Origin of the sequence: Pseudomonas sp. NFX5 (genome assembly GCF_049132125.1) — a bacterium.
GTDB lineage: Bacteria > Pseudomonadota > Gammaproteobacteria > Pseudomonadales > Pseudomonadaceae > Aquipseudomonas > Aquipseudomonas marginalis.
The window spans coordinates 150430-174828 of sequence record NZ_JAFMZG010000016.1 but is presented as its reverse complement, the minus strand read 5'-3'; the positions used below and the strand labels follow the sequence as shown (position 1 = coordinate 174828).

The 24399-nt window shown below is 62.2% G+C and carries 17 protein-coding genes; 3 read left to right on the top strand and 14 right to left on the bottom strand.

The features are described 5' to 3' along the window. Positions 1–183 precede the first annotated feature (183 nt). The 10 genes from yccS to betI form a co-directional block, all read right to left on the bottom strand. On the bottom strand, positions 184–2367 hold the full coding sequence (gene yccS, locus J1N02_RS11120; RefSeq protein ID WP_092489475.1) for a YccS family putative transporter: 2184 nt from the start codon (positions 2365–2367) through the stop codon (positions 184–186). A 145-nt stretch (positions 2368–2512) separates the two neighbouring features. After that, positions 2513–3691 (bottom strand): NAD(P)/FAD-dependent oxidoreductase, encoded by a 1179-nt coding sequence (locus tag J1N02_RS11115; protein WP_421147354.1) that lies wholly within the window; start codon positions 3689–3691, stop codon positions 2513–2515. Between the two features lie 181 nt (positions 3692–3872). Then, on the bottom strand, positions 3873–5210 hold the full coding sequence (gene dbpA, locus J1N02_RS11110; RefSeq protein ID WP_235865629.1) for an ATP-dependent RNA helicase DbpA: 1338 nt from the start codon (positions 5208–5210) through the stop codon (positions 3873–3875). Positions 5211–5340: 130 nt separating this feature from the next. Next, the gene (gene mdtD, locus J1N02_RS11105) at positions 5341–6768 is read right to left on the bottom strand and encodes a multidrug transporter subunit MdtD (RefSeq protein ID WP_027606026.1); all 1428 of its coding nucleotides are present in this window, start codon (positions 6766–6768) and stop codon (positions 5341–5343) included. A 36-nt stretch (positions 6769–6804) separates the two neighbouring features. Then, the gene (locus J1N02_RS11100) at positions 6805–7695 is read right to left on the bottom strand and encodes an alpha/beta fold hydrolase (RefSeq protein ID WP_027606025.1); all 891 of its coding nucleotides are present in this window, start codon (positions 7693–7695) and stop codon (positions 6805–6807) included. 223 nt (positions 7696–7918) lie between these two features. Beyond that, positions 7919–9235 (bottom strand): TldD/PmbA family protein, encoded by a 1317-nt coding sequence (locus tag J1N02_RS11095; RefSeq protein WP_421147353.1) that lies wholly within the window; start codon positions 9233–9235, stop codon positions 7919–7921. Then, positions 9232–10677: a TldD/PmbA family protein gene (locus J1N02_RS11090; protein ID WP_027606023.1), complete on the bottom strand. Its 1446-nt coding sequence runs from the start codon at positions 10675–10677 to the stop codon at positions 9232–9234. Before J1N02_RS11090 ends, J1N02_RS11095 begins: the two co-directional genes overlap by 4 nt. A 206-nt stretch (positions 10678–10883) precedes the next feature. Continuing rightward, positions 10884–12587, bottom strand: coding sequence for a choline dehydrogenase (gene betA, locus J1N02_RS11085; RefSeq protein ID WP_027606022.1), 1704 nt, complete (start codon positions 12585–12587; stop codon positions 10884–10886). Between the two features lie 92 nt (positions 12588–12679). Continuing rightward, positions 12680–14152 carry a betaine-aldehyde dehydrogenase gene (gene betB, locus J1N02_RS11080; protein ID WP_027606021.1) on the bottom strand — a complete coding sequence of 491 codons (1473 nt, stop codon included), beginning with the start codon at positions 14150–14152 and terminating at the stop codon, positions 12680–12682. Between the two features lie 110 nt (positions 14153–14262). After that, positions 14263–14856 (bottom strand): transcriptional regulator BetI, encoded by a 594-nt coding sequence (gene betI / locus J1N02_RS11075; protein ID WP_027606020.1) that lies wholly within the window; start codon positions 14854–14856, stop codon positions 14263–14265. Positions 14857–15246: 390 nt separating this feature from the next. Between betI and J1N02_RS11070 the strand changes: the two genes are divergently transcribed. Then, positions 15247–17181, top strand: a complete 1935-nt coding sequence (locus J1N02_RS11070) for a BCCT family transporter (RefSeq protein WP_223841653.1) — start codon at positions 15247–15249, stop codon at positions 17179–17181. Between the two features lie 153 nt (positions 17182–17334). Here J1N02_RS11070 and choV read toward each other — a convergent pair whose 3' ends face one another. The 3 genes from choV to J1N02_RS11055 form a co-directional block, all read right to left on the bottom strand. Continuing rightward, entirely contained in the window at positions 17335–18513 is a 1179-nt protein-coding gene (gene choV / locus J1N02_RS11065) for a choline ABC transporter ATP-binding protein (RefSeq protein ID WP_027606018.1), read from the bottom strand. Further along, positions 18510–19355, bottom strand: a complete 846-nt coding sequence (gene choW, locus J1N02_RS11060; RefSeq protein ID WP_016972877.1) for a choline ABC transporter permease subunit — start codon at positions 19353–19355, stop codon at positions 18510–18512. Before choW ends, choV begins: the two co-directional genes overlap by 4 nt. 69 nt (positions 19356–19424) lie before the next feature. After that, positions 19425–20372 (bottom strand): choline ABC transporter substrate-binding protein, encoded by a 948-nt coding sequence (locus tag J1N02_RS11055; protein ID WP_027606017.1) that lies wholly within the window; start codon positions 20370–20372, stop codon positions 19425–19427. Between the two features lie 415 nt (positions 20373–20787). Between J1N02_RS11055 and J1N02_RS11050 the strand changes: the two genes are divergently transcribed. Together J1N02_RS11050 and J1N02_RS11045 are read left to right on the top strand one after the other, a co-directional pair. After that, positions 20788–22164, top strand: a complete 1377-nt coding sequence (locus J1N02_RS11050) for an L-serine ammonia-lyase (protein ID WP_098480798.1) — start codon at positions 20788–20790, stop codon at positions 22162–22164. A 537-nt stretch (positions 22165–22701) separates the two neighbouring features. Then, positions 22702–23805 carry a GlxA family transcriptional regulator gene (locus tag J1N02_RS11045; protein ID WP_065925468.1) on the top strand — a complete coding sequence of 368 codons (1104 nt, stop codon included), beginning with the start codon at positions 22702–22704 and terminating at the stop codon, positions 23803–23805. A 105-nt stretch (positions 23806–23910) separates the two neighbouring features. Here the strand turns inward: J1N02_RS11045 and J1N02_RS11040 are convergent, their stop codons facing one another. Continuing rightward, positions 23911–24174: a hypothetical protein gene (locus J1N02_RS11040; RefSeq protein ID WP_027606014.1), complete on the bottom strand. Its 264-nt coding sequence runs from the start codon at positions 24172–24174 to the stop codon at positions 23911–23913. Between the last annotated feature and the right edge of the window lie 225 nt (positions 24175–24399).

The window sequence follows — 24399 nt, the reverse complement described above, 5'->3', positions numbered from 1 at the left end:
GGGGGACTCTTGGTTCCAGGGCATGATCAGTTACCTCCTGATCATGCGTATTAGCCTGTAAACCATGTCCCCGGTTAGAAATGTAAACGATGTCCCCGGTTTGTACCGGGGCAAGCCCCCTCCCACAGTTTTGATTTGTAAACACAGTCAACATGTGGGAGGGGGCTTGCCCCCGATAGCGGTCTAAGCCGCGCTGGTGTCCTTGATCAAATGCGCCGCCAGCGTGCGCAACGGTCCCAACTGTCTGCATATCAACGCCAACTGCGTCTGCACCAGCCGCTGCCCTTCATCAATCTCATCCGGCATCTGCTCCAGGTCCGCCGCCAGGGCCTCCTCGGCATCGCTCTGAATCGCAATCGGCTGCTTGTTCGCCAGCCCGGTGGCGATTTCGTCAATGCTCGCCGCCAGGCTATTGCCGGCGCCATCGATCAAGTGCGCGCGCACCTCGGCCGGCAGTTGGGTTTCGCGGTGTGCCCCGAGCCCCGACAGGTAGCTGAGCAAGGTGTGCGACAGCACCAGGAAGCGGAAGCCCACATCCGCTTCCTTACGGAAATGCCCAGGCTCCATCAGCATATTCGCCAGGGTGGTGGACAGCGCCGCATCGGCGTTGTGGGCATTGCGCCGGGCCAGGCGGTAGGCCAGGTCGTCGCTCTTGCCGGCGGCGTATTGCTGCATGATCTGGCGCAGGTAGATGCTGTTGCAGGTCAGGGTGTTGGCCAGCACTTTGTTCAGGCGCCGGCCTTGCCAGTCCGGGAGGAACAGGAACACCGCCAGGCCCGCGATCAGGCTGCCGAGCAGGGTATCGAACAGGCGTGGCAGGAACAGTCCGTAGCCATCGCCCACCTGGTTGAAGCAGAACAGCACCATCAGGGTGATCGCCGCCGTGGCCAGGGTGTAGCGGGTGGTGCGGTTGATGAAGAACACCAGGCCGGCGGCGATGGCGAACATCGATTGCACAAGCGGGCTTGGGAACAGGTCGAACAGCGCCCACGCCACGGTGAGGCCGATGGCGGTGCCGATGATCCGCTGGCCAAGCTTACGCCGCGTGGCACCGTAGTTCGGTTGGCAAACGAACAGCGTGGTGAGGATGATCCAGTAGCCCTGGGAGGCGTGGATCGCATGCAGCATGCCGTAGCCGACGGTCAGTGCCAGGGACAGGCGCAGCGCGTGGCGGAACAGCAGCGATGTCGGCGTGAGCTGGGTGCGCAGGCGCGTCCACATTTCCTTCAGGTTGCGTGGGGCGCGGTCCAGCAGGTTGCTGTCGGTGGCGTCGGCCAGGGCGTCGGGGTTGCTGGCGTCGCCGAGCAGGCGGTCGAGGGTGGACAGGTTGGCCGCCAGGGCGCGCAAGGAGCGCAGCAGGCCGCGCCAGGCCGGGTTGCTCTGGATGCGCAGGTGTTCCAGGGAGGCGTTCAGGTCGCTGAGGGCTTCGGCGAAGCTGTCGTCATAGATGAACGGCTGACGCAACTGGATCGACTCGGCCAGGGCCTGGCAGGCCTTGCCTTGCTGGCGCAGCAGGCGTTGGCAGCGGAACAGCACATCGCTGTGGAAAAACGCATCGGCCAGGGCGTTGTAAGGATAGTGGGACGAGCTGGCGCGTTCGTGGATGTCCTGGGCCAGGAAGTACAGCTTGAGGTAGCGACTGACCTTCGAGCCGGGTCGGCCATTGCCGACGCGGTGCAGGATGATTTCCTTCGCCGCATTCAGCGCCGCCACCACCCGGCCGTTTTGCTGGGCGAGTTCCAGGCGGCGGGCTTCCACGTCCAGTTGGCGAATCGGTTCGAACAACGACGACTTGAGCTTCAGGTAGCGCCCCAGCTCACGGAACAACCGCGCCAGGCTCTGCTGCACCGGCTGGTTGGAAAACAGCGCCTGCCACAGCACCGACAACGCGCCGTACCAGGCGGCGCCGGCCACCAGCAGCAACGGCTCATGCCAGAAATCACTGACGGCGCCGCCGCGCTGGTCCACGCCGATCATGGTGTAGACCGACAGGATCAAGGTGGCCGAAGCAATCGCACCATAGCGTTCGCCCAAGGCGCCGAGCATGGTCAGGCAGAACGTGGCCAGGGCCAGGGAGATGGCGAAAATCCAGGGGTAGGGGAACAACAGCTCCACCGACAGCGCGGCAATGCTGAAACACACCAGCGTCACCGCCAGGGCGTTGAGGCGGCCTTGCCAACTGTCGTCGGTCTCGGCCAGGGCGCTGGCGATAATCCCCAGGAACAGCGGGATCAGCAGGGTCATTTCATCCTGATACCAGCACAGCGCCATGCTGCCGGTGAGGGCGATAAACACCCGGATGCTGTAGCTGAATTTATCCAGCGCCCACAGGCGCCGCATGGACTGCTTGAACGAGGTCGATGACATGAAGTCTGGAGTCTTCCGGGACGATGCCGCTAAATTGAGCCATCAGTGACGCCACGGCAAGGGTGGTGATCACATCTGGCAGCAAATTATTCCCAGGCATACCGCAAATCAAATGTGGGAGGGAGCCAGCCCCCTCCCACATTCATCAGGCGTACTGCGCTGCGGCGTAACCCGAGGCCCAGGCCCACTGGAAGTTAAACCCGCCCAGATGCCCGGTCACATCCAGCACTTCCCCAATAAAGTACAAGCCCGGGCTTTTCAGCGATTCCATGGTCTTGGACGAGACTTCCCGCGTATCCACCCCGCCCAAGGTCACCTCGGCCGTACGGTAGCCCTCGGTGCCCGCCGGCACCAGTTGCCAGCTCGAGAGTTTTTGCGCGATATCGGCCACTTCAGCGTGGGTGTACTGCTTCATCGGCTTGGACGCGAACCAGGTTTCCGCCAGCAGGTTGGCCATCTTCTTGGTGAAGATTTCACCCAGCAGGGTTTTCAGCTCGCTGTTGGGGCGCTCGACCTGTTGCTGTTGCAGCCAGGTGTGGGCGTCGTGGTCGGGCAGCAGGTTGATCTCCACCGTGTCGCCGGACTCCCAGTAGGAGGAAATCTGCAGAATCGCCGGGCCGCTGAGGCCGCGATGGGTAAACAGGAGGTTCTCGCGAAAGCTCTGGCCGTTGCAGCTGACCAGGCAATCCACCGAGGTCCCGGACAGCTCGCCGCACAAGTCCTTGAGCTGGTCGGTGATGGTGAACGGCACTAGCCCGGCGCGGGTCGGTAACAGCTCGTGGCCGAACTGCCTGGCGACTTGATAGCCAAAACCGCTGGCGCCCAGGGTCGGGATCGACAGGCCGCCGGTGGCGATCACCAGGGATTCGCAGCGCAGTTCACCCAAGGTGGTTTGCAACTGGTAGCCGCTGTCGAGCTTGGCGATTTCTTCAATCGAAGTGTCCAGGTGCAGGCTCACGCCGGTCTGGATGCATTCGTCCAACAGCATGCCGAGGATGTCGCTGGATTTGTTATCGCAGAACAGCTGGCCGAGTTTCTTCTCGTGGTACGGCACGCCGTGCTTGGCCACCAGGCCGATGAAATCCCACTGAGTGTAACGGGCCAGGGCCGACTTGCAGAAGTGCGCGTTGTGCGAGAGGAAGTTGGCCGGCTCGGTGTACATATTGGTGAAATTGCAGCGGCCACCGCCGGACATCAGGATCTTCTTGCCGGCCTTGTTCGCATGGTCGAGCAACATCACCTTGCGCCCACGCCCGGCGGCGGTCAGTGCGCACATCAAGCCTGCGGCGCCGGCGCCAATGATCACAACTTCGGTCGAGCGCACAGCAATGTCCTCACAAAAATACGGGTCTGGAATGCAATCAAAATTGTGGGAGGGGGGTTGCTGTGGTGAGGGGAGCTTGCTCCCGATTCAATGGGGCTGCTTCGCAGCCCAGCGCGGGGCAAGCCCGCTCACCACGGCAAGCCCCATCCCACATTGGATCTCCATTGGTGCGGAGATCGTGTTACAGGATCCGCACACGCAACGAGCGGCCTTTGATCTTGCCGTCGTTCAAGCGCTGCAACGCCTGCTTGGCGATGCCGCGTTCCACGGCCACGAAGGCCTGGAAGTCGAAGATCGCGATTTTGCCGACCTGGGCACCCGGGATGCCGGCTTCGCCGGTCAATGCGCCGAGGATGTCGCCTGGGCGCACCTTGTCTTTGCGTCCGGCGGCGATGCACAGGGTGCTCATCACCGGCAGCAGCGGACCACCGCTTTGCGGCTTGAGGTTGTCCAGTTGGTCCCAGTTCAGCGGCGACTTCTGCAGTTGCTCGATGGCTTGGGCGCGGTGTGCTTCGGACGGCGCCACCAGGCTGATGGCGATGCCGGTCTCACCGGCGCGACCGGTACGGCCCACGCGGTGGATGTGGATTTCCGAGTCGCGGGCCAGTTCGACGTTGATGACCATGTCCAGCGCGTCGATGTCCAGGCCGCGGGCGGCGACGTCGGTGGCCACCAGCACCGAGGTACTGCGGTTGGCGAACATCGCCAATACCTGGTCACGGTCGCGCTGTTCCAGGTCGCCATGCAGGCCGACGGCGGAAATGCCCTTGGCCGTCAGGTGGTCGACGGTTTCCTGCACTTGCTGCTTGGTGAAGCAGAACGCCACGCAGGAGGCCGGGCGGAAATGCGCCAGTACCTTGGTCACGGCGTCCATGCGTTCTTCCGGGGAGATCTCGTAGAAACGCTGCTCGATCTGGTCGTCGGAGTGGAACGCTTCGGCTTTCACTTGCTGCGGCGCGCGCATGAATTTCGAGGCCAGTTGCTTGATGCTCACCGGGTAGGTGGCCGAGAACAGCAGGGTCTGGCGGCGCGGCGGGGTCTTGCTGATGATGTCTTCGATGGCGTCGTAGAAGCCCATGTCGAGCATGCGGTCGGCTTCGTCGAGGATCAGGGTGTTCAAGCCGTCCAGCACCAGCGAACCCTTGCGCAGGTGTTGCTGGATACGGCCCGGGGTGCCGACGATCACGTGGGCGCCGTGCTCCAGGGAAGCGATCTGCGGGCCGAGGGACACGCCGCCGCACAGGGTCAGGACCTTGATGTTGTCTTCGGCGCGGGCCAGGCGGCGGATTTCCTTGGCGACCTGGTCGGCCAGCTCACGGGTCGGGCACATCACCAGGGCCTGGCAGCCGAAGTAGCGCGGGTTGATCGGGTTCAGCAGGCCAATGCCGAACGCCGCGGTCTTGCCGCTGCCGGTCTTGGCCTGGGCAATCAGGTCCAGCCCCTTGAGGATCACCGGCAAGCTTTGCGCCTGGATCTGCGTCATCTCGACATAACCCAGCGAGTCGAGGTTAGCCAGCATGGCGGCGGACAGGGGCAAAGTATTAAAAGCGGTGGCGATGGTAGTCACGGGACTGGCTCTGCAAAACAAAATGTCGCGCAGTGTACCAGCCCTGTGGGAATTTCCCCGCAAGTTCTAGACGAGACGCCGGTTAATGCTCGATATGCTGTTCCGGGCTGGCCGCCCGTTTGCCGTCTTGGGGCGACAGTTGCAGGAAGATCGCCGCCGCCAGCATTGCCATGATGCCCACGGTGAGGAAGGTCAGCTGGAACGCGCCGAGCACCGTGCTCACGCCGTCGTTGCCCGACTCGGCGGTAAACCCGCCGAGCAATGCACCGGCGCAGGCCACCCCCAGGCTCAGGGACAGTTGCGCCACCACCGACAGCAGACTGTTGCCGCTGCTGGCCTGGGCGTCATCGAGGTCGATGAGGGTGACGGTGTTCATCGCAGTAAATTGCAGCGAGTTGATCGCCCCCAGCACCGCCAGCATGGCCAGCAGCAGCGGGTAGGGCGTCTGTTCGCTGACCAGGCCCATGCTCGCCAGCATGATGCCCAGGGCCAGGGTGTTGCCGGTCAGTACGACGCGATAACCCAGGCGCTCGATCAACGGACGCGCCACCGACTTGGCGAACATCGCCGCCGCCGCCAGGGGCAGCATGCTCATGCCGGCCTGGGACGGCGAGTACCCCAGGGCCACCTGCAGCAGCAACGGCACCAAGAACGGCAAGGCACCGCTGCCCAGGCGCGCGAACAGGTTGCCGAGGATGCCCACCGCGAAGGTGCGGGTCTTGAACAGCGCCGGTGAAAACAGCGGGTTATCGATATGCCCGGCGCGCAGCCAGTACGCCGCCAGGCACGCCAACCCGCCGAACAGCAGCAGCATCACCCGCAGGTGCGGCAGGTGCAGCTCGCCCAGGCCTTCCATGGCAATGGTGATCAGCACCATCGCCGCGCCGAACAACAGAAAGCCGAGGCCATCGAAGCGTGTGCGCTCGCTGCCGCGCAGGTCGGGGATGAATTTCCACACGGCGTAGCAACCGATCATGCCCACCGGCAGGTTGATCAGGAAGATCCAGTGCCAGGTCAGGTATTGCACCATCCAGCCGCCCATGGTCGGGCCGAGCAAGGGCCCGAGCAGACCGGGGATGGTGATGAAGCCCATGATCCGCACCAGTTCGGAGCGGGGGTAGGCACGTAGCACCACGAGCCGCCCGACCGGCAGCATCAGCGCACCGCCGAGGCCCTGGATGACCCGCGCGCCCACCAGCATGGTCAGGCTGCTGGACAGGGCGCACAGCAAGGAGCCGATGCTGAACAGCATGATCGCGCCAAAGAAGATTTTTTTGGTACCGAAGCGGTCGGCGATCCAGCCCGAGGCCGGGATCAGCAAGGCGACGGTGAGCATGTAGGCGATCACCACCCCTTGCATGCGCAGCGGGTTTTCTGCCAGGTCCCGGGCCATGGCCGGCAGTGCCGTGTTGAGAATCGTCCCATCCAGCGATTGCATGAAGAAGGCAATCGCGACCACCCAGGGGAGCCAGCGGGCGGTCTTGGCATCGAGAGGGGCACGATCTGGCATGGGGTACCTTTTTGTTAGCCGGCTATGTGTCGGCGATTATGCGCCATTCGTCGCTCCTTTTCCCACTGGCGGTTCATCTAAGTCCGACAAGTTCGCGTGCTCTCCCACCAGGAAATCCAACAACGCCCGGTGCACCGCCAAAGCCGCCTCGCGGGACTCCAGGTCGAGTAAATGCCCAGTGTGTTCGGCCACCGCAAAGCTGCTGTGGCCCACGTACTGTTTGAACAGTCGGGCCTCGGCGGCGGGGGTGTATTCGTCCAGCGCACCATTGAGAAAGTGCACCGGGGTTTCGATCTGCCGCAGCGCCGGCAGGTAGTTGCCATCACCCAATGCCAGCACCTGGTGGATATGAAAGCGCGCCTGACGGTACTCGGTGGTGGCCATGTTCGACAGGTGCCGATGGTTGTTGCGCTTGAGGCGTGGCGACAGGTATTTGCCGACGGTCTCGTTCAGCAGGTGGCCGACGGCGGATTTGTCATCGGCCTCGATCAGCACCCGCACGCGCTCCACATAGTCGAGCATGGCCTGGTTGAGGTTGGGCGCCAGGGCCATCACCACCGAGCTTTCGATCGACGGCGGGTTGTGCGCCAGGGTCAGCAGCGTGGAGATGCCGCCCCAGGAGGCCGAGACCAGGTGGTTGACCTGGAAGCGCTCGACCAGGGCGCGCAGGATTTGCACCTCGTCATCCTTGGTCACCAGATCCAGGTCGGTGTTGTGTTCGCGGGAATAGCCCGAGAAGGGCAGGTCGAACAACAACACATTGAAATGCTCGGCCAGGCATTTGCTGGTACGGGCGAATGAGCGTGTGGTGGACAGTGCGCCATTGACCATCAGGATGGTCTTCTTTTCCGAATCGTTTCCCAACTGCTCAACATGAACGTTGTAGTGCTTGAACAGCTTTTCTATGACAAAACTTCCATGGTTCATGTCAACGCTCCAGCTTGCCCTTCCCGGGCAAGGTCGTGCTCTCGTGGGTGAGGTGGCGGGGTGCCACTAACCGTTATAACGAGGTTTTCCGCAGGCGACAACAGGCTGCCCGTGCAGACTGGGAGGAAGAGAATCTACGGTAGGAAGGGCTGAAACCGGGATGTCTGAAATCAGCACAGGACAAGGTGGGAGAGGGCAAGCCCGCTCCCACAGGGGGGTGTATCTACAGGGTCAGGGTCAGGCGTTTAACCAGGGCACCCGGTAACAGGTTGGATGCGGTATTGCGCTGGCTATAAGTGCTGGCCGACAGCAGCAGTTCCCGCTCGGCGGTCAGCGCTTCCAGTTGCGAACCGAGCAACTGGTAGACGCTGTCATCAAAACGCATGGTGCTGACCGGCGCCTTGATCTCGCCGTCTTCCACCCAGAACGTGGCGAAGCGCGTCATGCCGGTCAGGCGTGCGGCGGGCAGGTCGGAGTAGTTCAGGTACCACAGGTTGCTGATGTAGAGCCCGGTGCCCAGTTGCTTGAGGATCTCGGCCTGGGCCAGGTTGCCCGCCGCGATCTGCAAGGCGCTCGGTGACTCATCGCCGCTGGCGCCGTTGGCGCTGAGGCCATATTCGGCGGCGCTGCGGGAGTTCACCAGTTGGCCCTCGGCCTGGCCGGCATTGATCAGGGTGACGTCACTGCGCGGGTAGCCTTCGCTGGAGAACGCCTGGCTCAGGGAGTCGGTGATATGTTCTTTCACCGTCACCAGGGGGCTCAAGGACTGCTCGCGGGCATACAGCCGTTGCAACGAGCTGCCTTTGCTGGCGATGGCCTGGGCGGAAAAACCACCCCAGGTGATGATGCTGATGATTTCTTCCAACGCCGCCGGCGCGAGGTAGGCGCGGTACTGCCCGGGCGCCACGGTGTGCAGCGGGCGGCCGAGGAATTCCAGCTGTTCACGCGCCAGCTGGAAGCGCCGGGCGAACTCGGCGCTGTCCCAGGCGTCGCCGGCGTAGCTGGCTTTTACCGCCTCGCCATTGGCGTGGAACAGGCTGAAATCGAAGTTGAAGCTATTGGCCTGATGCCAGCCAAACGCACCGTCCGAACTGGCGAAGCCCCGGCTGATCGGGCCGGCGGCATAGAAGCCGACCAGGTCGAGGCCATCGGCGGCCTGGCTGATTTCTTCCAGTACCTGGGCCAGGTCGGGCAAGGGGCGGGCCTGTTCGTGGTGGCTTTGCCAGGCGTTGTGGTTGAGCAGCAGGTACGGGTCATGGGGCAGCAGCGGCAGGGTTTCGCGCAATTGCCGCAGGCCGTCGGCGAGGCGCTGGAGATCCAGCTCGGGCTCGCCGGCCAGGGTGATGCCGAGGTCGGCATGGCGGCCATCGTTGATCAGCTTGAGGTTGAGGCTGGCCTGCTGCACGTGCCCGGCCTGACGCACCTTGGCGTGGTTGAAGCGCACGAACTCGGACGATTCTGCCGCATAGCCCAGGTGGAATTGTTCCTTGTCGGTGATGGCCTGCTTGAGCCACTGCACCAATGCCTTGAAGGTGTTCATTCGGCATCTCCTCCAAATACGTCAACGTTGCTGAACACACAGGCCGGCGACGCATGGCCGACGCGGATCACCTGGTTGGGCTCGCCCTTGCCGCAGTTCGGCGTGCCCAGCACCTTGAAGGTGCTGGCGTCGCCCACGGCGCTGAGGTTGCGCCAGAACTGCGCGGAAATCGCCCGGTAGTTGGGGTTCTTTACCACGCCCTTGAGCTCGCCGTTTTCAATCAACTGGCCCCACTCGCAGCCGAACTGGAACTTGTTGCGCGCATCGTCGATGGACCACGAGCGGTTGGTCGACATCAGGATGCCGCTGTCGATGCCGCCGATCAGTTGCGCCAGGCTCTTATCGCCGGCTTCGATATTCAGGTTGGCCATGCGGTCGATCGGCGCGCGGTTCCAGCTGCTGGCGCGGCTGTTGGCCACGCCGCCCATGCCCGAACGGAACTGCGACAACGCCCCACCCAGCGGCTTGAGCAGCAGCCCTTCGCGGATCAGGAATTGCTTGCTGGCGGCGGTGCCGTCGTCGTCATGGCCGTAGCTGGCCAGTTGCTCGGGAATGTCCGGGTCGAACGTCACGTTCAACAGCTTGGAGCCGTATTGCAGCTGGCCGAAGTCGCTGGCCTTCACAAAACTGGTGCCGGCGTAATTGCGCTCGTCGCCGAGAATGCGGTCGAGTTCCAGGGGGTGGCCGATGGACTCGTGGATCTGCAGGATCATCTGGTCGGGCATCAGCAGCAGGTCGCGCGGGCCCTGGGGCGTGTTGGGCGCCAGCAGCAGTTGCAGGGCTTCGTCGGCAATGCGCGGCGCGGCGCCCACCAGGCCGAAGCGGCTGATCACGTCAAACCCGCCTTGCTGGCCGAAGTTACTGCCGCCGAGGGTGCGCGATTGGCTGTCGGTGCCGTCGTAGGCGGTGACGTTGACGCCGGGGAACACAAACCGCTGGGCCTGGCGCAGTTCGGCGCCGGCACTGTTGAGGTAGATCTGCTCGACATGGGTCAGGCCGAGGCTGACTTCCCAGTTCACCAGGCGCTCGTCCTGGGGCACCGCAGAGGACTCATCGCCGAGCAGTTGGTAGCAGTCGCTCAAGGACGGGAAGGCGTGCTCGAGGTGCGGCGACAGGTAGTCGGCGACGTCGCTGGACACCGGTTGGTCGCGCAGGTCGAGCAGGGCGTGAGGTTTTATCAGGCGTGCTTGCTGTTCGGCGCGCTCGAGGGCGGCTTGCAGGCCAGGCAGGGAAATATCGTGGGTCGCGGCGTAGGTTTCCACACCGTTCAAACGCACGGTGAGCATGGCGCCTTCGTCGTGGTTCAGGTGCGGCGGTTCGGCGACGTTCTTGCGCACCGACAGGTACTGGCCGGACTCGCGCACGTAACGCAGGGAGAAAAATTCGGCGGTGGTGCGCAGGGCACTGAAGTGCTGCTTGAGTGTGGCGTGGTGTTCGAACATGGGGCCTTCCTTGTGGGCGGCTCAGCGCGGGCAGGCACACAGAGTAGGCCGGGGCTGGGGAGCGATCAAGGAGAGGTGATTCTTTGTGGCAAGTGCCCCTGTGGCGAGCGGGCTTGCCCCGCGTTGGGCTGCGCGGCGGCCCCCAAAATCTTGGGAGCGCTGCGCACTCCAGCGCGGGGCAAGCCCGCTCACCACAGAGTTTGGCGTTATTGCGCCAATGGTCCCACTTCACGCAACGGCTTGCCACGTACCGGCGCATCGCCGGCCACGTAGTAGTCGGCGGTGCTGCGCGGCAGCGGCTGGCGGCCACGGATCTTGTCGGCGATTTTCTCGGCGATCATGATCGTCGGTGCGTTCAGGTTGCCGGTGGTGATGATCGGCATGATCGACGCATCGACTACGCGCAGGCCCTGCATGCCATGCACGCGGCCTTCGCCATCGACCACGGCCATCTCGTCGTCGCCCATCTTGCATGAGCAGGACGGGTGGAACGCGGTCTCGGCGTGCTCGCGGATGAACTTGTCCAACTGCTCATCGGTTTGCACCTCGATGCCCGGGCTGATTTCGCGGCCACGGTACGGGTCCAGTGCCGGCTGCTGCATGATTTCACGGGTCAGGCGGATGCCGTCGCGGAATTCCTGCCAGTCCTGCTCGGTGGCCATGTAGTTGAAGAGGATGCTCGGGTAGTCCCGTGGGTTCTTCGACTTCAGTTGCACGCGGCCACGGCTCGGCGAGCGCATGGAGCCCATGTGCGCCTGGAAGCCGTGCTCTTTCACTCCGTTGCTGCCGTTGTAGTTAATCGCGACCGGCAGGAAGTGGTACTGGATGTTCGGCCATTCGAATTCTTCACGGGTACGGATAAAACCACCCGCTTCGAACTGGTTGCTGGCGCCGATGCCGGTGCCGTTGAACAGCCACTCTGCACCGATGGCCGGCTGGTTGTACCAGAGCAGCGACGGGTACAGCGACACCGGCTGGGTGCATGCATATTGCAGGTACAGCTCAAGGTGGTCCTGCAGGTTTTCGCCGACGCCGGGCAGGTCGTGGACCACCGGGATGTCGAGGCTTTCCAGCAGCTTGGCCGGGCCGACGCCGGAGCGTTGCAGCAGCTGCGGCGAAGCGATTGCGCCGCTGCACACCAGCACTTCTTTACGCGCACGGGCTTCCACGCGCTCTTCGGCGGCACCGATCAGGTAACGCACGCCAACGGCACGCTTGCCTTCGAACAACACCTTGTCGGTGAGGGCGTGGGTGACGATGGTCAGTGTGGAGCGCTTCTTGGCTATGTCCAGGTAACCGCGCGCGGTGCTGGCGCGACGGCCGTTAGGCGTGACGGTGCGGTCCATCGGGCCGAAGCCTTCCTGCTGGTAGCCGTTCAAGTCTTCGGTGCGCGGGTAACCGGCCTGCACGCCCGCTTCCACCATGGCGTGGAACAGCGGGTTGTTGCCGGCTTTAGGCGTGGTCACGCTGACCGGGCCATCGCCGCCGTGCCAGTCGTTGGGGCCGATGTCGCGGGTTTCGGCCTTGCGGAAATACGGCAGGCAGTCGAGGTAGCTCCAGTCTTCCAGGCCTGGCAGTTTCGACCAGTTGTCGTAGTCCATGGCGTTGCCACGGATGTAGCACATGCCGTTGATCAGCGAAGAACCACCCAGGCCCTTGCCGCGACCGCATTCCATCCGGCGGCCGTCCATGTGTGGCTCCGGATCAGTTTCGTAGGCCCAGTTGTAGCGCCGGCCTTGCAGCGGGAAGGCCAGGGCGGCGGGCATCTGGGTACGGAAGTCGAGGCGGTAGTCGGGGCCGCCGGCTTCCAGCAGCAGGACGGTGACGCCTTCGTCTTCGGTCAGGCGGGTTGCCAGGGTGTTACCGGCGGAGCCGGCACCCACAATGATGTAGTCGTATTCTTGGGACATAAATGCACCCTCTTTGAAGTGTGGTCAGCAGGTCGGGCCTCATCGGGGGCCTGCCCCGATGACGGCCTCAAAGGCACGACAAAACCCGGGTCTTAGAACACCGAGGCGTAGTCGCCCAGCTCAACCTGTACCGATTTGATGCGGGTGAAGTTGTTCAGCGAGCTGATGCCGTTTTCACGGCCCACACCGGATTGCTTGTAGCCACCCACCGGCATCTTCGCGTCGGATTCGCCCCAGGCGTTGATCCAGCAGATGCCCGCTTCCAGCTGGTGAATCACGCGGTGGGCGCGGTTCAGGTCCTTGGTCACAAGGCCCGCAGCCAGGCCGAAGTCGGTGTCGTTGGCGCGGCGGATCACTTCTTCTTCGGTTTCGTAGGTGAGGATGCTCATCACCGGGCCGAAGATTTCTTCACGGACGATGGTCATCTCGTCGGTGCAGTCAGTGAACACGGTCGGGGCCACAAAGGCGCCTTTGGCCAGGTCGCCGTCGGTCAGGCGGTCGCCGCCGCACAGCACGCGGGCGCCTTCTTCCTTGCCTTTGGCGATGTAGCCCAGCACGCTTTCCATGTGGGCGAAGCTGACCAGCGGACCGAAGTTGGTGTTGGCGTCCTGCGGGTCGCCAACGCGGATGCGCGCAACACGCTCAACGATCTTGGCTTCGAATGCCGCTTGCAGGTGCTTGGGCACGAACACGCGGGTGCCATTGGTGCAGACCTGGCCGGAGCTGTAGAAGTTGGCCATCATCGCGATGTCGGCCGCACGATCCAGGTCGGCGTCTTCGAACACGATCAGCGGCGACTTGCCGCCCAGTTCCATGGTCACTTCCTTGAGCGACGAGCTCGAAGCGCTGGCCATGACTTTCTTGCCGGTGTCGGTGCCGCCGGTGAACGAGACTTTCTCGATGCGCGGGTGCTCGGTCAGCCAGGTGCCGACTTCACGGCCGCTGCCGGTCAAGACGTTGAACACGCCTGCTGGAACGCCGGCTTCGGTGTAGATCTCGGCCAGTTTCAGGGTGGTCAGCGAGGTGACTTCGCTTGGCTTGAAGATCATCGCGTTGCCGGCGGCCAGGGCCGGTGCGGATTTCCACAGGGCGATCTGGATCGGGTAGTTCCAGGCGCCGATACCGGCGACCACGCCCAGGGGCTCGCGGCGGGTGTAGACGAACGAGGTGTCGCGCAGCGGGATCTGCTCGCCTTCGATGGCCGGTACCAGGCCTGCGTAGTATTCCAGCACGTCGGCGCCGGTGACGATGTCGACGTACTGGGTTTCGGAGAAGGCTTTACCGGTGTCCAGGGTTTCCAGGGCGGCCAGTTCGTCGTTGCGCTCGCGCAGGATGTCGACGGCACGACGCAGGATGCGCGAACGCTCCATGGCGGTCATGGCGGCCCAGATTTTCTGGCCTTTTTCCGCGCTGACCACGGCACGTTCAACGTCGTCGAACGTGGCGCGTTGCACTTGGGCGAGAACTTCACCGTTAGCCGGGTTGATGGCGTCGAAGGTGGCATCGCTGCCAGCGTCGCTGTAGCCGCCGTCAATGTAGAGTTTTTGCAGGTCGAAACGGGCCATAAAGTCCTCGCAAGTGCATAAGTGGTTGGCGTTACCCACCGCAAAGTGGGCCATGAGGGTGTGGCAACACTGGGCGGCGGACGTTCAGGGGTTGAGCGTTTATAAGGGCTCTAACTCACCTGCTTGGCCAATTGGAAATCCATGTATTCGTAAGCGATCCGTTGCGCCTGCGCCGTGTCGAAAGCGTCCCCCGACAGGGCACCGCGCAACCACAAACCGTCGATCAGGGCCGCCAGGCCTCTGGCTGCTTTGCGTGCGTGCGGCAGCGGCAGCACTCGGCGGAACTGGCAGCACAGGTTGGAATACAGACGTTGATCGTTGATCCGCTGCAACCTGTGCAATGACGGGTGATGCATGCTGGTGGCCCAGAAGGCCAGCCAGGTTTTCATTGCCGGGCCATTGACCTGGCTGGCGTCGAAGTTGCCCTCGATGATCACCCGAAGGTGCGCCCGTGGGCTGTCGTCCTTCAGCGCAAGCCTGCGTTCGTGGACGTTCTCGATCAGCATGTTCATCAGGTAGCGCATCGTCGCGGCGATCAGGCCGTTCTTGTCCTGAAAGTAGTGACTGATGATGCCGTTCGAGACCCCGGCCAAACGGGCGATCAGCGCAATGCTGGCATCTCCCATTCCGACCTGGTCGATGGCCGTCAACGTGGCTTCGATCAACTGTTGGCGGCGTATGGGTTGCATACCGACCTTGGGCATGTAGCACCTCTCCTTAGGCCTGCCGACGGGCGATGAACGTTCGTCGACTTGAAGGCCAGTCTATTTTGTTTTGATTGAACGTTCAATCAACAAAGAATAAGCTCTGCGACAAATGGTCGCTGTCTACAGGTATTTCCTACGTGAGGGCCGCGACATCCGGCACCTGCAAAAACCTTTGAAACAGGCGGTATCAAGGCCTGCCCACTGCCTGGTGGGGCTCAAGGATTTTCGGGGTGTCTTTATAACACCCGTCCGTCGACTGCCGAAAAATCGATAGGTCGGGATAACCGCTGCCTTGTGTTTCTCTCTCGCACTGCCCGGAGCATCTGCGCCATGAGTTCTGCCTCTCTTATAAAGACCCCGCCGGAAAAGGTACGGGTCAACGGTTGGGTGTTCTACACCTCCACCGCACTGATTCTGTTGTTGACCGCCATTCTGATCATCGCCCCGCAGGAGGCCGGGCGCATGCTCGGCGTAGCCCAGGCCTGGCTTTCCAAAAGCTTCGGCTGGTACTACATGGTGGTCATCGCCGCTTACCTGGTGTTTGTGGTCGGCCTGGCGTTTTCGTCCTATGGCAAGTTGAAACTGGGCAGCAAGGACGACACCCCGGACTTCAGCTACGGCGCCTGGGCCGGCATGCTGTTCTCGTCGGGCATCGGTATCTCGTTGCTGTACTTCGGTGCCTCCGAGCCGCTGGATCACTACTTCAACCCGCCCGAAGGCGCCGCCGCCAGCAATGGCGCGGCACGCCAGGCGTTGCAGTTGACCTTTTTGCACTGGGGCCTGCATGGCTGGGCGATCTATGCGCTGGTCGGCCTGGCGGTGGCGTACTTCGCCTACCGGCATAACCAGCCGCTGGCCTTGCGTTCGGCGTTGTACCCGCTGGTGGGTGAGCGTTGGGTGAAGGGCGCGGCCGGTCACGCGGTGGACGGTTTCGGCATGTTCGTGACCCTGCTGGGCCTGGTAACGAACCTGGGCATCGGTTCGATGCAGGTGTCGTCCGGCCTGGAAAACCTGTTCGGCATGGCGCACAGCAACACCAACCTGCTGATCGTAATCATTGTGATGAGCACCGTGGCGACCATCGCCGCCGTGTCGGGCGTGGAGAACGGCATCCGCCGCCTGTCCAACCTCAACATCGTGCTGTTCAGCGGCTTGCTGATCTTCGTGCTGCTGTTCGGCCCGACCCTGCACCTGCTCAATGGCCTGGTGCAGAACACCGGCGACTACCTCAACGGCATCGTGCTGAAAACCTTCGACCTCTATGTGTACGAAGGCGACGGTGACAAGACCGAACGCTGGATGGGCCTGTGGACCCTGTTCTACTGGGCCTGGTGGATTTCCTGGGCGCCATTCGTAGGCATGTTCATCGCGCGGATTTCCCGTGGCCGCACGGTGCGTGAACTGGTGGCCGGCGTGTTGCTGATTCCCCTGGGCTTTACCCTGGCGTGGCTGTCGATCTTCGGTAACTCGGCGCTGGACCTGGTGTTGAACCATGGTGCGGTGGAGTTGGGCAAGACGGCGCTGGAACAACCGTCCATGGCTATCTACCAGTTGCTGGAGCATTACCCGGCGTCGAAAATCGTTATCGGCGTGTCGATCTTCGTGGGCTTTGTGCTGTTCCTGACCCCGGCGGATTCCGGCGCGGTGATGATGGCCAACCTTTCCTGCAAAGGCGGCAATGTGGATGAAGATGCGCCGCACTGGCTGCGCATCTTCTGGTCGGCTGTGATCACCCTGGTGACCATCGGCCTGCTGTTTGCCGGCAACTTCGAAGCCATGCAAACCATGGTGGTGCTGGCGGGGCTGCCGTTCTCGGTGGTGCTGATTTTCTTTATGTTCGGTTTGCACAAGGCGATGCGCCAGGACGTGGCGATCGAACAGGAGCAGGCGCAACTGGCTGAACGCGGGCGTCGTGGCTTCAGCGAGCGCTTGACGGCACTCGACCTGCAACCGAGCCAGGGCACTGTGCAGCGCTTTATGGACAAGCACGTCACGCCGGCGCTGGAAGAAGCGGCGACGGCGTTGCGTGAACAAGGTTTGGAAGTGCAGACGCTGCTGGGTAAATCCAAGCGCTGCATCGGTGTTCGCATCGAGATGGAAGAGGGCAACCCCTTCGTTTATGAGGTGAGCCTGGATGCTTACTCGTCGGCACCGAGCGACCTGCCCGAAGAAGAACGCACCCGCTATTACCGGGCCGAGGTGTACCTGCACAACGGGCCTCAGGAATACGACCTGATGGGCTTCGCCCAGGAACAGATCACCCGGGACGTGCTCGATCAGTTTGAAAGCCATCGGCAGCTCCTTGGCCGTGTCTATAGCTGATGCGTTGAAAGCCCGGTGGTGTCACTGACGCCACTGGGGCAAAAAATGTGGGAGGGGGCTTGCCCCCGATTGCAGTGTGTCAGTCAGTCCATCTGTTACTGATCCACCGCTATCGGGGGCAAGCCCCCTCCCACAGTTGTTTTGCAGTGTGTGTTAGCCCAGGTTTTTGCCCAACAGGGCGTGGTAGAGCTCACTGTCGCCGAGGATCCCCACCACCTGGTTGTTGTCATGCAACACCAGCTTGTTCCCCGTCTGGTAACGAATCTGCAGCGCATCACGCATGCCGATATTCGAATCCACCAGGGTCGGTACCCGGCCCAAACCTTCCACCGGTTGCCCCGGTGCCCAGTTTTGCAGGTTCATCACCACGCCATTCTGGCGGGCGCCCTGGATGGTGTTGCCTTCGGACAGGTCCAGCCACGAATCGCCGCCCGGGTCGAGGCACACCGAGCCGTTGACGCGTTTGCAGTTGTCCAGCGTGCGCATCAGGCTGCGGCCGCACAGCACGTTCAGCGGGTTGGTATGGGCGACGAAGGTGCGTACGTAGTCGTCCGCCGGGTTCAGCACGATCTCTTCCGGCACGCTGTACTGGATGATCTTGCCGTCTTTCATGATCGCGATGCGGCTGCCCAGCTTGAGTGCCTCGTCGAGGTCGTGGCTGACGAACACGATGGTCTTGCTCAGTTTGCTTTGCAGTTCCAGCAACTCGTCCTGCAGGCCCTGGCGGATCAGCGGGTCGAGGGCGGAGAAGGGCTCGTCCATCAGCAGGATGTCGGCATCCATCGCCAACGCGCGGGCCAGGCCGACGCGTTGTTGCATGCCGCCGGACAGCTCATCGGGCTTCTTGTTGCGCCACTGGGTCAGGCCCACCAGCTCGAGTTTCTCGTCCACCAGCTTGCGCCGTTCTTTTTCCGGGCGGCCCTGCATTTCCAGACCAAAGCTGATGTTCTCGCGCACCGTCAGCCAGGGCATCAGGGCAAACTTCTGGAACACCATGGCGATGCGCTTGGTGCGCATCATTTTCAGCTCGGCGGGGCTGCAGGAGGCGATGTCGATCTGGCGACCTTCATGCTCGACGAACAGCTGGCCACGGCTGACGGTGTTGAGGCCGTTGATGCAGCGCAGCAGGCTCGACTTGCCGGAGCCCGACAGGCCCATCAGCACGCAGATCTCGCCTTTTTCCACATCCAGGCTGGCCTTTTCAACGCCGACAATCTGCCCGGTCTTTTTCAGGATTTCGTTACGGCTCATGCCCTGGTCCAGCAGCTTGAGCGCTTCGCGTGGGTCTTTGGAGAAGATCACGTCGACATTGTCGAATCGGATAATGCTCATGCATCACCCCCTACTTTGGCGTCGGGTTGTTTGCAGATGCGGTCGAGCATGATGGCCAGCAGCACAATCGCCAGGCCGGCTTCGAAGCCCAGGGCGATATCGGCGGTGTTCAGCGCGTTGACCACCGGCTTGCCGAGGCCGTCGGCGCCCACCAGGGCGGCGATCACCACCATCGACAACGACAGCATGATGCATTGGGTAATACCGGCAGCGATGCTCGGCATGGCGTGGGGCAGTTCAATGCGCGAGAGCAACTGACGGCGCGAGCAGCCAAAGGCCTTGCCGGCGTCCATCAACTCTTGCGGTACATCACGGATACCCAGGTAGGTCAGGCGGATCGGCGCGGCAATCGCGAACACCACCGTGGAAATCAACCCAGGCACCACACCCAGCCCGAAGAGGGTCAGGGTAGGGATGAGGTAGACGAAGGTCGGTACGGTCTGCATCAGATCGAGCACCGGCCGCATCATGGTGTAGAACAGCGGTTTGTGCGCGGCAACAATGCCCAGCGGCACACCGATGACCACGCAGACCAGGGTGGCGAACAGCACCTGCGCGAGGGTCTCCATGGTTTCCTGCCAGTACCCCAGGTTGAGGATCAGCAGGAAGGAGGCGATGACAAAAACAGTCAGTCCCCATTTACGTTGAATAAAGTGAGCCAGCAGCGCAATCAGACCGATCAATGCCAGCGGATTGAACCAGGTCAGCGCGAACGTCACGCCGTGGATCATCGTTTCCAGTGTCGATGCGATTGCGTCGAAGTAGTTGGCGCCGTGTTGGGTCAACCATTCGACGAAGGCAGCGATGTACTGGCCTAGTGGGATTTTCTGTTCAGTCAGCATGGTAGTGAATGTCCACATGCGAAGAGGGAAAACATCCCGGGGCAGCGCACCGCCCCGGGGTCAGCGGGATTACTTGGCGAGATACGCTTTGACGGCCTCCAGGCCTGGTTTGCCATCGACGGTATTGACTCCGGCGAGCCAGGTGTCGAGGACTTGCGGGTTCTTTTTCAGCCAGGCCTTGGCGGCGGCATCGGGCTTCATCTTGTCGTCCAGGACGTTACCCATCAGGGTGCTTTCCATGTTCAAGGTGAACACCAGGTTTTTCAGCAACTGACCGACGTTGCTGCATTCCTCGGTGTAGCCCTTGCGGGTGTTGGTGTAGATGGTGGCCTGGCCGTAGTTGGGGCCGAACGAATCGTCACCCCCGGTCAGGTACTTCATCTTGAAGCGGGTGTTCATCGGGTGCGGTTCCCAGCCGAGGAACACGATGGCCTGGTCACGCTTGGTGGCGCGCTCAACCTGGGAAAGCATCCCGGCTTCGCTGGATTCGACCACTTTGAAACCGGCGGTCTTGAGGCCGAAGGCGTCTTTGTCGATCAGCGTCTGGATGGTGCGGTTGCCGTCGTTACCCGGCTCGATGCCGTAGATCTTGCCGCCCAGCTCATCCTTGAATTTGGCGATATCGGCGAAGTCTTTCAGGCCCTTGTTGTACAGCGCCTCGGGTACCGCCAGGGTGTACTTGGCGTTTTCCAGGTTGGCGCGCACGGTTTCCACGGTGCCGGCATCACGGTACTGCTTGATGTCGTTTTCCATGGTCGGCATCCAGTTGCCGAGGAACACGTCCATGTTCTTGCCGTCGGCCAGGGACTTGTAGGTCACAGGAACGGAAATCATCGTGGTCTTGGTCTTGTAGCCCAGGCCCTTGAGGATTTCGCTGGTGGTCGCGGTCGTGACGGTGATGTCGGTCCAGCCGACATCGGAGAAGTTGACGGTCTTGCACTGTTCCGGTTCTGCGGCGTGCGCCATGACTGGCAGACTCAGCATGGCGGCCAACAACAACGAGGGTGAACCTTTCATCTGGGTAGACTCCTGTGTTTTTTCTGGCGGCATTCGCCGCGCTTTATAAGTGTTGCGGTTGGAGCGTGCGGCAACAGCTCTGCCACGGTGCCTTGCAAACGAGTCGAGACTGATCATGTACCAGTGAAAATCTGACGCCTACAGGGGGCGTCGTATCCAGTACAGGGAGGGTCGTATCCAGTGTCGGTGACGTCGCTTACAGGTTTTTCCCAAGGTAAAACCGCTGTTTTTGCCCATCTGCACCGCTAAAAACGGCTGAAACAGGCGATCGCACGGGAGCGACGCTGGTGAGCATGGGTGCGTCGGTGTGAGACGCCGTGAGCGACAGCAAAAGCTTGATGATGCCGCCATCTGGGCGATCTGAGCGTAGCACCTCGTTCAAGCCTGGCCGTGCTTATCGAGGAGTTCTACCGCAATGGCTATCAGTGTTTTCGACCTGTTCAAGATCGGCATCGGGCCTTCCAGTTCTCACACCGTCGGCCCTATGCGCGCCGCGGCGTTGTTCGTCCAGGGGTTACGTGAACGTGAACTGTTGGAACAAGTCAGGCGTGTCGAAGTTCAGCTGTACGGTTCGCTGTCCGCCACCGGCATCGGCCACGGCAGCGACACCGCCACCATCATGGGCTTGATGGGCGAGTGGCCGGACGCGATCGATCCGTCGCAGATCGGCCTGCGCATCCACACCCTGCGCGAAACCGACACATTGCTGCTCGACGGGCGTTTGCCCGTGCCGTTCGTGTGGGCCCGGGACATGCGCCTGCTCGACGAAAACCTGCCGTTCCACCCCAACGCCATGACCCTGCTGGTGTACGGCGATGAAGGCGAGCTGCACCGCGACACCTACTACTCAGTGGGCGGTGGTTTCGTGGTGGATGAATCCCAGGCGCAGAGCGGCGTGGCAGACATGGACCGCACCGAGTTGCCCTATGATTTCTCCAGCGCGGTGGAACTGCTGCACTTGTGCAAGACCCACAACCTGCGCGTTGCCGAGTTGATGCTGGCCAATGAAAAAGTCTGGCGCTCCGAAGACGAAATCCGCAGTGGTCTGATGAAACTCTGGCGCGCTATGCAGGCGTGCGTGGAGGAGGGCCTCAAGCACGAAGGCATCCTGCCCGGCGGCCTCAATGTGCGCCGTCGCGCCGCCAAGTTGCACCGCAGTCTGCAGGAGTTGAACAAGCCCAATGTGATCGGCTCGACCTTGAGTGCGATGGAGTGGGTCAACCTGTTCGCCCTGGCGGTGAATGAAGAAAACGCCGCCGGTGGACGCATGGTCACGGCGCCCACCAACGGTGCGGCGGGGATCATTCCGGCGGTGCTGCACTACTTCATGAAGTTCAGCGACGAAGTCACCGAAGCCAACGTGGTCGACTACCTGCTCAGTGCGGCGGCGGTGGGGATCCTGTGCAAGAAGAACGCCTCGATCTCCGGCGCCGAAGTCGGTTGCCAGGGTGAAGTGGGTTCGGCCTGCGCCATGGCCGCTGCCGGGCTGGCGGAGATCCTCGGCGCAACCCCGGAGCAACTGTGCAACGCCGCCGAGATCGGCCTTGAGCACAACCTCGGCCTGACCTGCGACCCGGTGGGCGGGCTGGTGCAAGTGCCGTGCATCGAGCGCAATGCGATTGCCGCGGTGAAGGCGATCAACGCGGCGCAGATGGCCCTGCGCGGTGATGGCCAGCACTTTATCTCCCTGGACCGCGTGATCCGCACCATGCGCGATACCGGGGCGGATATGCATGACAAGTACAAGGAGACGTCCCGGGGCGGGTTGGCGGTCAGTGCGGTGGAGTGCTGATTAGCTTGTTGTGATGAACAGGGCCTTTGTGGTGAGCGGGCTTGCCCCGCGCTGGGTAAAGGCACCACATAGTTTCAGATAAAACCCGGTCGCCTGATTTTGGGGCGGCTTCGCCACCCAGCGCGGGGCGAGCCCGCTCACTACAAGTGAACACACCAACCAAAATCGCCACCTTTTAGCGCGTCGCAAACAGATAAGTAGCTTCCAAACGATTTTCCCCTCGACCACCCGTCACCTGTGCGTGCGGTGACAGACTTTTCCTACGCGCTGAAAGCGCCTTCCCACAAGTGATACCGAACTGCTCACACACCTTGAGCAGGGCCGCTCCGACGTCTATTTCAGCCATATCCCGTACTCCTCGCGTGGGCTTATTTAGACGCGTCATCAGGTCGTTTTCAGGATTTGTTGAATGGCCATTCAAATTTAGGCATGGCATTTGCTCTACCAATTCAAAGCCTCTCGCCTTGCCGGATGAAGAGCGCAATAACAAGAGCCTCGCCTGAGGCCATCACCCGCTTTGTGTGAGGAGATACCGCGATGACGTCGTTCAACTCAGGGGCCCAACCCCAGAACCGTGCGCCTCAATCCATCGGCTTTTTGCTGCTGGACAATTTCACGCTGATTTCCCTGGCGTCGGCCGTGGAACCGCTGCGCATGGCCAACCAGCTGTCCGGCCGCGAGCTGTATCGCTGGACAACCCTGAGTGTCGACGGCAACCAGGTATGGGCCAGCGACGGTCTGCAAATCACCCCCGATGCCTCCATGCACAAAGCCCCGGCCCTGGACACTGTGATTGTGTGCGGCGGCGTGGGTATCCAGCGTACCGTGACCCGTGAGCATGTGTCGTGGCTGCAAAGCCAGGCGCGCCAGTCCCGTCGCCTTGGCGCGGTGTGCACCGGCAGCTGGGCCCTGGCCTGTGCCGGTCTGCTCGACGGCTTCGATTGCAGCGTGCACTGGGAATGCCTGGCGTCGATGCAGGAAGCCTTCCCGCGTGTGTCGATGAGCACCCGTTTGTTCACCCTCGACCGCAACCGCTTCACCAGTTCGGGCGGCACCGCGCCGCTGGACATGATGCTGCACCTGATCAGCCGCGACCACGGCCGCGAACTGTCGGCGGCTATCTCCGAGATGTTCGTGTACGAGCGCATCCGCAACGAACAGGATCACCAGCGTGTGCCGCTCAAGCACATGCTGGGCACCAACCAGCCGAAGCTGCAGGAAATCGTCGCGCTGATGGAAGCCAACCTCGAAGAGCCGATCGACCTCGACGAACTGGCGGTGTACGTCGCCGTGTCGCGTCGCCAGCTGGAGCGGCTGTTCCAGAAATACCTGCACTGCTCGCCGTCGCGCTATTACCTCAAGCTGCGCCTGATTCGCGCGCGGCAGTTGCTCAAGCAAACGCCGATGTCGATCATCGAAGTGGCCTCGGTGTGCGGGTTTGTCTCCACGCCACACTTCTCCAAGTGCTACCGCGAATACTTCGGCATTCCGCCACGGGATGAGCGCGTAGGCTCCAACACCACCCAGCAGGTGGCGATGATGCCGATTCCGCAGGCGCTGGTGTTGTCACCGCTGTCGGGACCGATGGCGGCGCTGAGCCAGGCGCGCAATGAGTCGACGTTTGCGAGCGTACGGCTCTAAACCGAGTTGACTGCATCGGGGGCAAGCCCCCTCCCACACTTGACCGAGTTGTCATGACGAACATGGCCAGATGTGGGAGGGGGCTTGCCCCCTGATAGCGGTCTGTCAGGCGCCGGAGTTCTGCTTGAACTGCATCAGCGCTGGTAACAACTGCTTGTCGATCGCCTGGCGCACCGCCGGCAAAATCGTCGCACTGCCAGTGTACATCTGCTCAACCATACCCTTGAGGGCCTTGGCCCGCGCTTCGCTCAAACCGCGTACCGCGCACTCGCAAGCCTGTTCGGCGCTGGCGCCGCTGGACACCTCGAAACCCAGGGAGCGCAGTTGGCTCAGCAGGTCATCCTGGTCAATCAAATCCGCATGCATCATGACGTTTATCCTGGTGAAGGGAGCGGGGATCGACTTGGATTCTGGTAGGCCCCCGGCCGGTCGGCAAGGGCAGAATGCACGAATGGCTCAGATGGCTATGAGCGTGTCGTTTTCGGGCCATTTACCCACTGAAGTAATAGGCACACTGTCCATCAGCAAGCAGCTTGAAGGTTTGGTCACCCTCGGGATGTACGGCTCACACAAGGCACTCTGCCCCGATCCAGT